This window comes from Mycobacterium sp. NGS62 (assembly GCF_059812285.1).
The window spans coordinates 659,884-672,165 of the sequence record NZ_JCALCK010000002.1; the positions used below are offsets into that span (position 1 = coordinate 659,884).

The window sequence follows — 12,282 nt, forward strand, 5'->3', positions numbered from 1 at the left end:
GCGACTACTTGGCTAGCTTGGCGCCGAAGAAGTCCCGCATTGCGGTCCAATGCCGTTCGGCGGCGTCGGCGTCGTACGGCGGGTTGTCCGGGACCGCGAAGCCATGCTCGGCCGGATAGGTCTCGATGGTGTGCTCGACGCCGGCCGCGGTCAGCGCCTTGCCGAGCTCCTCGGCCTGCTGGGGTGTGAACGAGCCGTCGTTCTTGGCGCCGGCCACGTACACCGCCCCCTGGATTTGGTCGGCGAGCAGGTGTGGGCTATCGGGGCTGTCGGTCACCAGCCCGCCGCCGTGAAACGACGCCGCCGCAGCGACCCGTTCCGGTTGACGACCGGCCACCACCACCGACGTGCGGCCGCCCATGCAGTAGCCGCAGACACCGAAGCGGTTGCCGCTCACCTCCGGGCGACCGGCCAGGTAGTCGAAGAAGGCCTCGGCGTCGATCGCCATCTTCAGTGGCGTGACGGTGCCGATCATCGACATCAGGCGCCCGCGCTCCTTCTTGTCGCTGAAGGCGGTCTGCATGTCGAATGGAGCCCAGTCGCCGGAGCGGTAGTAGACGTCGGGCAGCAGCACCGCGTAACCGAAGCCGGCCAGCTTGGCGGCCATCTCGTAAAAGGTGTCCCGCACACCCCCGGCGTCGGGGTACATGACCACACCGGGCCAAGGGCCCTCACCCTCGGGTGTGTAGAGCCAGATCGGGCAGCTTCCATCGGCGGTGGTGACGGTGTCGGTGATGTTCGGCATGGCTACCGTTCTACTCGCCGCGATCGCCGCCGATTCATCGGCGTCGACCCGCCGCGCCCGGCTTCGCCGCGCTTGCGATCGCCGCTCGTTCGTTGGCGTCGACCCGCCGCGCCCGGCTTCGCCGCGCTTGCGATCGCCGCTACGCTGAGGGGCGTGCCGATCGCCACACCGTACGAGGACCTGCTGCGCCTGGTACTCGAGCGCGGCACACCCAAAGCCGACCGCACCGGCACCGGGACCCGCAGCCTGTTCGGCCACCAGATGCGCTACGATCTGTCAGCCGGTTTCCCGCTGATCACCACCAAAAAGGTGCACCTCAAGTCGGTGATCTACGAACTGCTGTGGTTTCTGCGCGGCGACTCCAACATCGCTTGGCTACACGAGCACGGCGTCACCATCTGGGACGAGTGGGCTTCTGACACAGGCGATCTCGGCCCGGTGTACGGCGTGCAATGGCGATCCTGGCCCACCACCTCCGGTGCGCACATCGACCAGATCAGCGCGGCGCTGAAGTTGCTGCGCACCGATCCGGACTCGCGGCGCATCATCGTGTCGGCGTGGAACGTCGGCGACATCCCGCAGATGGCGCTGGCGCCGTGTCACGCGTTGTTCCAGTTCTACGTGGCCGACCGGAAACTGAGCTGCCAGCTCTACCAGCGCAGCGCCGACCTGTTCCTGGGTGTGCCGTTCAACATCGCCGGCTATGCGCTGCTGACCCACATGATGGCCGCTCAGGCCGGTCTTGGCGTCGGCGAGTTCGTCTGGACCGGCGGCGACTGCCACATCTATGACAACCATCTCGAACAGGTCACCGAGCAATTGCGTCGCGAACCCCGGCCGTATCCAGAACTTGTTCTGGCACAGCGGGATTCGATCTTCGACTACACCTACGACGACATCGTCGTCAAGAACTACGACCCGCACCCGGCGATCAAAGCGCCCGTCGCCGTATGACACACCTGAGCTTGATCTGGGCTCAGTCGACTTCGGGGGTCATCGGCCGCGGCGGCGGCATTCCGTGGCAGCTGCCAGAAGACCAGGTTCGCTTCAAACAACTCACCATGGGCCACACCGTGGTGATGGGCCGGCTGACCTGGGAATCGCTGCCGCAGCGGTTCCGGCCATTGCCGGGGCGCAGAAATGTCGTACTGACCCGGCAGACTGACTTCATGGCTGAAGGCGCCGAGGTGGTCGGCACCCTGGAACAGGCACTCACCGACGCCGAGACCTGGGTGATCGGCGGGGAACAGATCTATGCGCTCGCGATGCCACGGGCCACCCGATGTGAGGTCACCGAGATCGAGATCGACCTGCCCCGCGACGACGGCGACGTGCTGGCTCCGGTGCTCGACGAGACCTGGGTGGGTACGGCGGGGGAGTGGCTGACCAGTCGGTCCGGGTTGCGCTACCGGCTGCACACCTACCTGCGGTAATGAGCACGTTGACGGTGGCGCAGGCCCGCCGGATAGCGGTCGCTGCGCAAGGCTTCGCCGACGCCACGCCCACGGGTTCGATCACCCGCGCGCATTTGCGGCGCGTGATTTCCCGCATTCAGGTGCTGCAACTGGATTCGGTGTCAGTAGCCGTGCGGGCCCACTACGCCCCGGTATTCAGCCGGCTCGGGCCCTACGACCGCGAGGTATTGGACCGTGCGGCATGGAGCCATTCGGCCCGAACACCCCGGCTGCTGGTCGAGTACTGGGCACACGAAGCCGCGCTGATGGCCGTCGACGACTGGCCGCTGTTGCGCTGGCGGATGCGCCAGTACCGGCACGGCCGTTGGGGTTCTCATGTCGTCAAGGCAAATCCGCGGCTGGCCGACGACATCGTCGCCGCTGTCGCGCATCTCGGGCCGTCGACCGCCGGACAGATCGAGGCACATCTGGCCGCGGAACCGCGTAAAGCCAAGGGGGCCTGGTGGAATCGCAGCGACACCAAGTGGGTCGCCGAAGCGTTGTTCGCCTCCGGGGTACTGACCACCGCCACCCGGGTCGGGTTCGCCCGCCACTACGACCTGACCGAGAACGTGCTGCCGGCCGAGGTACTGGCCCGCCAGGTAGACGACGACGAGGCCATCCGCGAACTGGTGCTGCGGTCCGCCACCGCGCTGGGCGTCGGCACCGAAGCCGATATCCGGGACTATTTCCGGCTGGCCGCAAGCCAGGCCAAGCCGGCCATTGCCGAGCTTGTCGCAGACGGAGAGCTGGAGGTGGTGTCCGTCGCCGACTGGCCGGCTCCGGCGTATTTGCGTGTGGGACAACCGACTTCGCGGCGGGATCGGGGGACCGCGCTGCTGTGTCCGTTCGATCCGTTGATCTTCTTCCGGCCGCGGGTGCAGCGGCTGTTTGGTTTTCACTACCGCATCGAGATCTACACTCCGGCAGCCAAGCGTCAATACGGCTACTACGTGTGGCCGTTTCTGCTCGACGGTGAACTGGTCGGGCGAGTCGACCTCAAGGCGGACCGCAGCGGGGACGCGCTGCACGTCGTCGGCGCCTTCGTTGAGGACGGCCGGTCACCGTCGCGGGTGGCCGAAGCGCTGGCGGCAGAGCTGGAGTCGATGGCATCCTGGCTGGGTTTGGGCAGGGTCACCATGGGCGCCGTCGGGGACCTGACCGCCGAGCTGCGCGCGGTCACGTAGGTAGGTAGAGAACACGCAGCACCGAACCTCGACAAACACATTCGGAAAAACCAGGCGCCCACTACGCTGCGGGTCGTACCCACCGATGACGACCAGCACCATTGTGGACGAGTCCACGAGGTCCGGCCAGGAAGGGTAGATGTCCGTGACGGGCGTTTCGAAGAAGACCATCTCCCGGCGCGAGCTGATGCGGGGCATGGCGTTATCGCTGCCGGTGATCGGCGTTGCGCTTACCGCGCCGTCCGCCCTGGCAGAGCCTCCGGATTCGGCCTGCGGCGATCCGTCTGGTTCGGTGGACAATTGCGCAGTCGAGCTACCCGAAGAGTTCACCTCGACGAGCTTCAGCACGACGGCCGTAGCGGGTGGCACGAACTACTCCATCTTGTTCAGCACGAAGATCTCATCGGGTCCGTCCGTGCCCACGGCCGCCACCGGTTACAAGATTCGCAGCGTCAGCGTGGCGGGCACAAAGCTGGACGGCACCCCGTTCTCGCTGAAGCCGGGAATCGGCGAGGCCGGCCCGCGTGTGCTCGGTGCCAGGTCCGCCTCGTCACTCGGTTTCGCCCTGGACGTGGTGTGGAGCGGGAGTCAATTGGTGCGCTCATTCGACTACACCTACGACGTGGTCTTTCTCAACGGATTGACCGAGATCCAGACGTGCACGTATGTGACGACGATGACGCTGGACGACAATGGCATGACCCTCGGCGGCGTCGGGTCGGTCACCTTCTCCCCGCCCAGGCTCACCGCCTGCACCAGCTGAGCCGTCGCCGGCTTTCCGGCGGGCTAAGGTGAGCGCCGTGGCCGAGACCGCCCCGCTGCGCGTGCAATTGATCGCCAAGACCGAGTTCTTGGCGCCGCCGGACGTGCCATGGAGCACCGACGCCGACGGCGGCCAGGCGCTGGTCGAGTTCGCCGGCCGGGCCTGCTACCAGAGTTGGTCAAAGCCCAACCCCAAGACCGTGACCAACGCCGGCTACCTCAAGCACATCATCGACGTCGGGCATTTCTCGGTGCTCGAGCATGCCAGCGTGTCCTTCTACATCACCGGCATCTCCCGCTCCTGTACCCACGAGCTGATCCGGCACCGGCACTTCTCCTACTCGCAGCTGTCGCAGCGCTACGTGCCGGAAAAGAACTCACAGGTGGTGATCCCGCCGGGCATCGAAGACGACCCGGAGCTGCAGCAGATCCTGGCCCAGGCCGCCGACGCCAGCCGGGCCACCTACACCGAACTGCTGGCCAAACTGGAAGCAAAGTTCATGGCGGGCGAGCCCGCTGGGAGCCTGGGCGTCTTGCGGCGCAAGCAGGCCCGCCAGGCCGCCCGTGCCGTGCTGCCCAGCGCCACCGAAACCCGCATTGTGGTCACCGGCAACTACCGGGCCTGGCGGCACTTCGTCGCGGTGCGAGCCAGCGAGCACGCCGATGTGGAGATCCGGCGGCTGGCCATCGCCTGCCTGCGCCAACTTGCCGAGGTCGCGCCGAGCGTCTTCGCCGACTTCCAGATCGTCACGCTGGCCGACGGGACAGAGGTCGCGACCAGTCCGCTGGCCACCGAAGCCTGAGGCACTCGCAGCCGGGGAAGGCCGGTCATGGCCATTGGACGTGCGGGAGGCTTGAACCCTGCGGGTAATCTGGAGGCCGTGAGCACTGCCGGCTTCGACGCGCGGACGCGCCTGGGAACCGTCTTGACCGCGATGGTGACGCCGTTCGGTTCGGACGGCTCGGTGGACACCGTAGCGGCCGCGCGGTTGGCCAACCACCTCGTCGACGCCGGTTGTGACGGTCTGGTGCTGTCCGGCACCACGGGTGAGTCGCCGACCACCGCCGACTACGAGAAGCTCACGCTGCTGCGGGCGGTGTTGGAGGCGGTCGGGGATCGTGCCCGTGTCATCGCCGGCGCAGGGAGCAACGACACCGAACACAGTGTTCGGCTGGCCGAGGCCTGCGCGGGCGTGGGCGCCCACGGGCTACTGGTCGTCACGCCGTATTACTCGAGGCCGTCGCAGGACGGGCTGTTGGCGCACTTCACCGCCGTCGCCGATGCCACCGCGTTGCCGGTCCTGCTCTACGACATCCCGCCGCGGTCGGTGGTGCCGATCCAGCCCGACACCATCCGCGCGTTGGCATCTCACCCCAATATCGTCGGGATCAAAGACGCCAAGGGTGATCTGCATGCCGGTGCGCAGCTGATGGCCGAAACCGGACTGGCCTACTACTCGGGCGACGATGCGCTGAACCTGCCGTGGCTGGCGATGGGCGCGACCGGCTTCATCAGCGTGATCTCCCACTTCGCGGCAGGGCAACTGCGAGACTTGTTGACTGCCTTCCAATCCGGAGATGTGGCGACCGCCCGCAAGATCAATGTCGCGCTCGGTCCGCTCTGCGATGCGATGAGCCGGCTGGGCGGGGTGACGATGTCCAAGACAGGGCTGCGGTTGCAGGGTATCGAGGTCGGTGACCCCCGGTTGCCGCAAGTGCCGGCCAGCCCTGAGCAAGTCGAGCGGTTGGCTGCCGATATGCACGCGGCCTCGGTGCTCAGGTGACCCCCAAGTGGATGTAGAACTTTCGCCGCCAGGACCTTTGACCACTGGCGGATTGCGGGTTACTGCGCTGGGCGGGATCAGCGAAATCGGCCGCAACATGACGACTTTCGAGCATCTCGGCCGACTGCTGATCATCGACTGCGGAGTCATGTTTCCCACTCACGACGAGCCCGCCGTCGACTTGATCCTGCCGGACCTTCGGCATATCGAAGACCGACTCGACGACGTCGAAGCGCTGGTGCTGACCCACGCGCACGAAGACCACATCGGCGCAATCCCGTTCCTACTCAAGCAGCGCCCCGACATTCCGGTCGTCGGCTCGAAGTTCACTTTGGCCCTGGTCGCCGCGAAATGTCGTGAACACCAACTCAAGCCGGTCTTCATCGAAGTTGCCGAAGGCATGCGCAGCACGCACGGGGTGTTCGAGTGCGAGTACTTCGCGGTCAACCACTCGATTCCCGATGCGCTGGCGATCGCGGTGCGCACGGGCGCGGGAACCGTTCTGCACACCGGCGACATCAAGCTCGACCAGTTACCGCTCGACGGGCGCCCCACCGACCTGCCCGGGATGTCGCGGCTCGGTGCCGACGGGGTGGATCTGTTCTTGTGTGACTCGACCAACGCCGAAATTCCCGGGGTCGGGCCGTCGGAAAGCGAGGTCGGCCCGACGCTGCACCGGTTGATCCGCGGTGCCGAGGGCCGGGTGATCGTGGCGTGTTTCGCCTCCAATGTGGACCGGGTGCAGCAGATCATCGACGCGGCGGTGGCATTGGGCCGGCGGGTGTCGTTCGTCGGGCGTTCGATGGTCCGCAACATGGGCATCGCCCGCGAACTCGGTTTTCTGCGGGTGGCCGACTCGGATCTGCTCGACATCGGCGCCGCGGAAATGATGCCACCCGAACGGGTGGTGCTGATCACCACCGGCACCCAGGGCGAGCCGATGTCGGCGCTGTCGCGAATGTCGCGGGGCGAACACCGCAGCATCACGCTCAACGCCGACGACTTGATCATCCTGTCGTCGTCGCTGATCCCCGGTAACGAAGAAGCCGTGTACGGCGTCATCGACGCGCTGTCCAAAATCGGGGCTCGAGTTGTCACCAACCAGCAAGTGCGGGTGCATGTTTCGGGGCACGCGTACGCGGGCGAGCTGCTGTTCCTCTACAACGGGGTGCGGCCTCGCCAGGTCATGCCGGTCCACGGGACCTGGCGGATGCTGCGCGCAAACGCCGCGCTGGCCGTTCGGACCGGGGTGCCCGAGGAGTCGATCCTATTGGCCGAGAACGGTGTGAGCGTCGACCTTGTTGCCGGCAAAGCCGCCATCGCCGGCGCGGTGCCGGTCGGCAAGATGTTCGTCGACGGGCTTATCACCGGCGACGTCGGCGACATCACCCTTGGCGAACGACTTATCCTCTCATCGGGTTTCGTCGCCGTCACCGTAGTCGTGCGCCGGGGCACCGGTCAGCCCGCGGCTGTGCCGCACCTGTATTCCCGCGGCTTCTCCGAAGACCCCAAGGCGCTTGAGCCTGCGGTGCGCAAGGTCGAGGCGGAACTGGAATCGCTGACGGCCGAGAACGTCACCGATCCGGCCCGGATCGCCCAGGCGGTGCGGCGCGCGGTCGGCAAGTGGGTGGGCGAAACCTACCGTCGCCAGCCGATGATCGTGCCGACCGTCATCGAGGTGTGAGCCTCGCAAAGCCTTACTGCCTCAGCGTTTTTCCGCGTACGCCGACCACTCGATTTGCGATGCGGTGAGATTGCGGCCGGTCGGCTCGACATAACGCTGGACCAGCTGTTCGGGCCCCACCTGCTCGATCAGCCGCCAGCCGAACTGGTCGAGAAATGGCGCCACCTCGTGGGGCTGCAGCCCGAAGTGCCACAGTTGACGGCGTTGCCGAACCTTGCGGTACAACGACTTTGCGCCGTACAGGTTGGTGCCGTCGATGAAATCGCGTCGAACATAGGTGAATGCCAGCCGACTACCCGATGCGACGGGTCGCAGTCCTGCCAGCGTGGCATGCACGGCGTCAGCGGTGAGGTACTGCGTCACGCCTTCCCAGCTGAAAAACGTGCGATGGTCGGCTCGGTAACCGAGCCCGGTCAAGACCGTGAGCAGGTCGTCGTGCTCGAAGTCCACCGGCACCAACCGGACGGAGAGCGGTTGCTCGCCCAGCACCCGCTGCACCACCGCCGCCTTGCGGGCGATGTTGACCGGCTGGTCGACCTCGAAGATCGGGATGCGGGTGTGTTGCGCCAGATGATAGGCGCGAGTGTCGAATCCGGCGCCGAGGACCACCACGGCGTCGATACCGTCCAGCGCCTCGTCCAGCTTGTCGGCGATGTAGTGCTTACGACAGGCGAGGTTGGTCCACAGTCCCGGGCCGCCTCGCTCCATGCCGGCCATCATCAGCCGCCGCAGCGGCGCCGGGCGTAACGCGGCGACCAGCCACCGGGTGGATGCCGGCAGGAACCGGGCCGCCAGGTCGTCATTGACCAACCGCTTTGCCGGTGGTTCGTGCTGTTCGATCGCTGTCAGCGCGATCGGGCCGAACGCGGTCTGCGCCGCCGGGTTTCGCGCCATCGCTAGCGCTTGTTCACAAAGCCCGCGTCGACCGGCAACGTGATCCCGGTGATGTAACGGGCCTGATCGGAAACCAGCCAGGCCACCGCGTTGGCGATGTCATCGGGCTGCAGCACCTGCACCGGCAGTGCGTTGCCCATGTCGGGCGGAGAACCGGACTCGGCGACCAGATCGGCCAACCATTGGCGGGTGAACTCGTTGTTGATCATCGGAGTGTCGACACCGGCCGGGTGCACCGAGTTGACCCGAATGCTATGCGGCGCAAGATGGTTGGCGTAGACACGCATCAGGCCGACCAGGCCGTGCTTGGCGGCGGCGTAGCCGATGGAACCGGCGTCGGTGCTGCCGATCCCCGAAAGCCCCGCGGCCGAACTGATCAAGACGATCGACCCGCCGTCGCCCTGGGAGATCAGCGTCGGTATCGCGACCTCCACGGTGTGATGAACTCCGGTCAGATTGACATCGATGACGTCGCGCCAGCCGTCGGCGCCGGCCTGCATCGGTGCGATACCGGCGTTGGCGACCACGATGTCCAACCGACCGAGATCATCGAGGCCCGCCTGCAGCGCGGCGGTCAGCGAGCCGCGGTCGCGCACATCACCCTGACGGGCCACGATGCGGGCTCCGGTGTCCTCGACGAGCTTGACGGTGGCGGCCAGATCGTCGGCGGTGGCCAGCGGATACGGCACGCTCGGGATTCGATCGCACAAATCGACCGCGATGATGTCGGCGCCGTCGGCGGCCAGTCGCACCGCATGGGCGCGGCCCTGGCCGCGCGCGGCGCCAGTGATCAGCGCGACTTTGCCGGCGAGAGGGCGGCCCATCAGGGACGTAGCTGACCCTTGGCAGGATCGCCGGCGACGACCGGTTGCAGCATCTTGATGTCGGGCGCCCCGGCCAGGTGCTCGCCGGCGTCTTTGAACATCGTCGCCATCGCAGGCGCGGTGCTGTGAGCTTTGAGCGCGTCTTCGTCCGCCCACTGCTCGACAAACACGAACTTTTCGCCCGATTCGTGCAGGGAGTAGAGCTGACAGCCCGGTTCGCCGTGCACGTCTTGGACCGCGCGGCTCAAGATATCGCGGACGGTGTCGACCGACTCCGGCTTGACGGTGAGGGTGGCGACGACAACGACGGGCATAGCGGGAGCTCCTCGAGGTAGCTGACGTGACGGCTGTCACCCTACTCAGGCTTTCCGCCTGTCCCGGTAGCCAGGTGCAGGTTACCAGTGTGGCGGATGGTGCAGATGGTGCACTTGCGACTAGGCTTGCCGACATGGCTAGTAAGACCGTGGCCCGATCCGGCGCCCGAACGAGCAGGTCAAAGGCCACGCCGCGGCGCGGCGCCCGATCCACGCGCTCAGCATCGCCACGGCGGCGGCCGTCAGCGCCCGCCAAGCGCCGCAACCCGTCGTTGGTTGCCACGGCCGGGCTGACCTGTGGGCGCGCGGTGCGCGCCGGTTGGCTGATGCTGGCAAAGGGCACCGGCACCACCGCGCGGTCGGTGGGCCGGGCCCGTGACATCGACCCGGGCCACCGCCGCGACGGCATCGCGCTGGCCCTGCTGGCGCTTGCCGTCGTCATCGCCGCCAGCTCGTGGTTCGACGCAGCCCGCCCGGTAGGAGCGTGGGTTGACTCCGTGTTGCGGACGTTCATCGGATCAGCCGTGGTGGTGCTGCCGGTGGTCACTGCCGCGGTGGCGGTGCTGCTGATGCGTACTGAGCCCGACCCGGACGCCCGGCCGCGGCTGGTGCTCGGCTCGGCGATGGTTGCGCTGCCGGTGCTGGGGCTGTGGCATCTGTGGGCCGGCTCGCCCGGTGCGCCGGAGGCACGCCAGCACGCGGCGGGCTTTGTCGGGTTCGCCATCGGGGGACCGCTTTCGGACGGATTGAGCAAGTGGATCGCCGCACCGCTGTTGTTCATCGCCGCAGTGTTCGGACTACTGCTGTTGACCGGCACCACGATCCGCGAGGTGCCCGACACGGTGCGTGCCATGTTCGGCACCCGGCTGTTCGGCTACGACTACCCGGATGAATCCGAGTACGACGAGCCGGAAGCCGAAGATGCTGCGCCGGAGGACTTTTCCGACGGGTACTACGACGACCCGGTGAGCTACGGCGACGACGAACCGCAGGCGTGGCCATCCCGCGACCAGCCCGTCGCCGCCGACGACACCCCAACGGTTCCGGAGCCTGCCGTCGCACGCAGCCGTCGCAAAGCCAAACGCGAACCGCAGGTCACCGATCGGGTCGTCGAGGGGCCCTACACGCTGCCGCCATTGAGTCTGCTGGTCGCCGGCGATCCGCCGAAGCGGCGCAGCGCCGCCAACGAGCAGATGGTCGACGCGATCACGTCGGTGCTGCAGCAGTTCAAGGTCGACGCGGCGGTGACCGGTTGCACCCGCGGACCCACTGTCACCCGCTATGAGGTCGAACTCGGCCCGGGCGTGAAGGTTGAGAAAATCACTGCGCTGCACCGCAATATCGCCTACGCGGTGGCCACCGAGAGTGTCCGGATGCTGGCCCCGATCCCCGGTAAATCCGCGGTCGGCATCGAGGTGCCCAACACCGACCGGGAGATGGTGCGCCTGGCCGACGTGCTCACCGCACGAGAGACCCGTCGCGACCACCATCCGCTGGTGATCGGCCTGGGCAAAGACATCGAAGGCGACTTCATCAGCGCCAACCTCGCCAAGATGCCGCACCTGCTGGTGGCCGGCTCCACCGGATCCGGTAAGTCCAGCTTCGTAAACTCCATGCTGGTGTCGTTGCTGGCGCGGGCCACCCCCGAGGAGGTCAGGATGATCCTGATCGACCCGAAGATGGTGGAACTCACGCCCTATGAAGGCATTCCGCATCTGATCACCCCGATCATCACCCAGCCCAAGAAAGCGGCTGCCGCGCTGGCCTGGCTGGTCGAGGAAATGGAGCAGCGCTACCAGGACATGCAGGCCTCCCGGGTGCGCCACATCGACGACTTCAACGAGAAGGTGCGCTCTGGGGCCATCACCGCGCCGCTGGGCAGCCAGCGCGAGTACCGGCCCTATCCGTATGTGGTGGCCATCGTCGACGAGCTGGCCGATTTGATGATGACCGCGCCCCGCGACGTTGAGGACGCGATCGTGCGCATCACCCAGAAGGCCCGCGCGGCCGGTATCCATCTGGTGCTGGCCACCCAGCGCCCGTCGGTCGACGTGGTCACCGGCCTGATCAAGACCAACGTGCCGTCCCGGCTGGCGTTCGCCACGTCATCGCTCACCGACTCCCGGGTGATCCTCGACCAGGCGGGCGCCGAAAAACTGATCGGGATGGGCGATGGGCTGTTCTTGCCGATGGGGGCGGGGAAACCGCTCCGCCTGCAGGGGGCGTTCATCACCGACGAGGAGATCCACGCCGTCGTCGCCGCGTGCAAAGAACAGGCCGAACCCGAGTACACCGACGGCGTCACCACCGCGAAGCCCACCGGGGAACGCAAGGATGTCGACCCCGACATCGGCGACGACATGGACGTGTTCCTGCAGGCCGTCGAGCTGGTGGTGTCGAGTCAATTCGGCTCCACCTCGATGTTGCAGCGCAAACTGCGGGTCGGCTTTGCCAAGGCCGGCCGGTTGATGGACTTGATGGAGACCCGCGGCATCGTCGGGCCGTCCGAGGGCTCCAAGGCCCGAGAGGTCCTGGTCAAACCCGACGAGCTGGCCGCGACGCTGACGTCGATCCGGGGCGGCGGGGAGGACGCCGAGGACGCCGACCAGCGCCGAAAGTGAAACTGTTGTGAAT

12 protein-coding genes are annotated in these 12,282 nt (G+C 66.8%); 8 read left to right on the forward strand and 4 right to left on the reverse strand.

The window, feature by feature from the left end:
* Window positions 1-4: 4 nt before the first annotated feature.
* Window positions 5-745: a dienelactone hydrolase family protein gene (locus AC5Y49_RS08155; RefSeq protein WP_499885750.1), complete on the reverse strand. Its 741-nt coding sequence runs from the start codon at window positions 743-745 to the stop codon at window positions 5-7.
* Between the two features lie 153 nt (window positions 746-898).
* On the opposite strand from AC5Y49_RS08155, the gene AC5Y49_RS08160 reads away from it, so the two are divergent.
* From AC5Y49_RS08160 to AC5Y49_RS08190, 7 genes are all read left to right on the forward strand, one after another.
* A complete protein-coding gene (locus AC5Y49_RS08160; protein WP_499885751.1) occupies window positions 899-1,699 on the forward strand; it encodes a thymidylate synthase in 801 nt (266 codons plus the stop codon).
* Window positions 1,696-2,178 carry a dihydrofolate reductase gene (locus AC5Y49_RS08165; protein ID WP_499885752.1) on the forward strand — a complete coding sequence of 161 codons (483 nt, stop codon included), beginning with the start codon at window positions 1,696-1,698 and terminating at the stop codon, window positions 2,176-2,178. Before AC5Y49_RS08160 ends, AC5Y49_RS08165 begins: the two co-directional genes overlap by 4 nt.
* Window positions 2,178-3,386: a winged helix-turn-helix domain-containing protein gene (locus AC5Y49_RS08170; protein WP_499885755.1), complete on the forward strand. Its 1,209-nt coding sequence runs from the start codon at window positions 2,178-2,180 to the stop codon at window positions 3,384-3,386. Before AC5Y49_RS08165 ends, AC5Y49_RS08170 begins: the two co-directional genes overlap by 1 nt.
* Before the next feature lie 145 nt (window positions 3,387-3,531).
* Window positions 3,532-4,149: a hypothetical protein gene (locus AC5Y49_RS08175; protein ID WP_499885756.1), complete on the forward strand. Its 618-nt coding sequence runs from the start codon at window positions 3,532-3,534 to the stop codon at window positions 4,147-4,149.
* Between the two features lie 37 nt (window positions 4,150-4,186).
* Complete coding sequence (gene thyX, locus AC5Y49_RS08180; RefSeq protein WP_499885758.1) at window positions 4,187-4,951, forward strand: FAD-dependent thymidylate synthase; 765 nt, start codon at window positions 4,187-4,189, stop codon at window positions 4,949-4,951.
* 78 nt (window positions 4,952-5,029) lie between these two features.
* Window positions 5,030-5,932, forward strand: coding sequence for a 4-hydroxy-tetrahydrodipicolinate synthase (gene dapA, locus AC5Y49_RS08185; RefSeq protein WP_499885761.1), 903 nt, complete (start codon window positions 5,030-5,032; stop codon window positions 5,930-5,932).
* 7 nt (window positions 5,933-5,939) lie between these two features.
* Window positions 5,940-7,616, forward strand: coding sequence for a ribonuclease J (locus AC5Y49_RS08190; RefSeq protein ID WP_499885764.1), 1,677 nt, complete (start codon window positions 5,940-5,942; stop codon window positions 7,614-7,616).
* A gap of 21 nt (window positions 7,617-7,637) precedes the next feature.
* On the opposite strand, the gene AC5Y49_RS08195 is transcribed toward AC5Y49_RS08190, so the two are convergent.
* Genes AC5Y49_RS08195 through AC5Y49_RS08205 form a run of 3 tightly spaced genes read right to left on the reverse strand, consistent with a single transcriptional unit; the run spans window position 7,638 to window position 9,648 of the window.
* The gene (locus AC5Y49_RS08195; protein ID WP_499885767.1) at window positions 7,638-8,510 is read right to left on the reverse strand and encodes an SAM-dependent methyltransferase; all 873 of its coding nucleotides are present in this window, start codon (window positions 8,508-8,510) and stop codon (window positions 7,638-7,640) included.
* 2 nt (window positions 8,511-8,512) lie between these two features.
* Window positions 8,513-9,337, reverse strand: a complete 825-nt coding sequence (locus tag AC5Y49_RS08200) for a mycofactocin-coupled SDR family oxidoreductase (RefSeq protein WP_499886334.1) — start codon at window positions 9,335-9,337, stop codon at window positions 8,513-8,515.
* Window positions 9,334-9,648, reverse strand: coding sequence for a putative quinol monooxygenase (locus tag AC5Y49_RS08205; protein WP_499885770.1), 315 nt, complete (start codon window positions 9,646-9,648; stop codon window positions 9,334-9,336). Before AC5Y49_RS08205 ends, AC5Y49_RS08200 begins: the two co-directional genes overlap by 4 nt.
* A 134-nt stretch (window positions 9,649-9,782) precedes the next feature.
* Between AC5Y49_RS08205 and AC5Y49_RS08210 the strand changes: the two genes are divergently transcribed.
* Window positions 9,783-12,269: an FtsK/SpoIIIE family DNA translocase gene (locus AC5Y49_RS08210; protein ID WP_499885772.1), complete on the forward strand. Its 2,487-nt coding sequence runs from the start codon at window positions 9,783-9,785 to the stop codon at window positions 12,267-12,269.
* Window positions 12,270-12,282: the final 13 nt, after the last annotated feature.